Annotated in this window: 1 protein-coding gene; it reads left to right on the top strand. The window is 41.2% G+C overall.

All coding sequences use genetic code 11. The features are described from left to right. Nucleotides 1-112 precede the first annotated feature (112 nt). A partial coding sequence (locus CTN07_RS22600; RefSeq protein ID WP_249030826.1) for a helix-turn-helix domain-containing protein occupies nucleotides 113-656 on the top strand: 544 nt, incomplete at its 3' end.

Raw genomic sequence — 656 nt, 5'->3', positions numbered from 1 at the left:
TGTAAGTCCCATTTAGAAATGTCATGTTTGAGCCAGATTGAAATGTCATGTTGAACTAACTTCAAAAGACGCTTTTTCTTTGCTGTTTTGGAGCCTGTGGATGTTGTTAACCATGACTGATAATGAATTACTGCGAATCAAAGTTATCCAAGATATCTGTGATAAACGACTGACTGGTGTTGAAGCTGCACACTTACTTAACTTAAGCCCTCGTCAAGTTTACCGATTGGTTAAACGCTTTATTGAGTTTGGCGCTTCTGGTTTGGTCTCATTACAACGCGGTCGACCTGGCAATCATCGCTATGATGAAAATGTAAAACTACAAACCTTAGCGATCCTCTATGAGCATTACACAGACTTTGGTCCAACTCTTGCCCATGAAAAACTGACTGAACGCCATAATATTCATGTGTCTGTTGAAACGATCCGTCAATGGATGATCGCAGATGGACTCTGGGTTCCTCATACCAAACGAAAGCCTCGTGTTTACCAACCTCGTTACCGCCGTGATTGTCTTGGTGAGTTAATTCAGATAGATGGTTCACATCATGATTGGTTTGAAGGCCGCAGTAACAAATGTTGTTTGTTGGTTTTCATTGATGATGCCACTGGCAAACTGATGAACTTACGCTTTAGCGAAACAGAATCTGCATTTG

The sequence above is a fragment of the Photobacterium damselae genome (assembly GCF_003026815.1).
Classification (GTDB): Bacteria; Pseudomonadota; Gammaproteobacteria; order Enterobacterales; family Vibrionaceae; genus Photobacterium; species Photobacterium damselae.
This window is presented reverse-complemented; position numbering and strand designations above follow the sequence as displayed.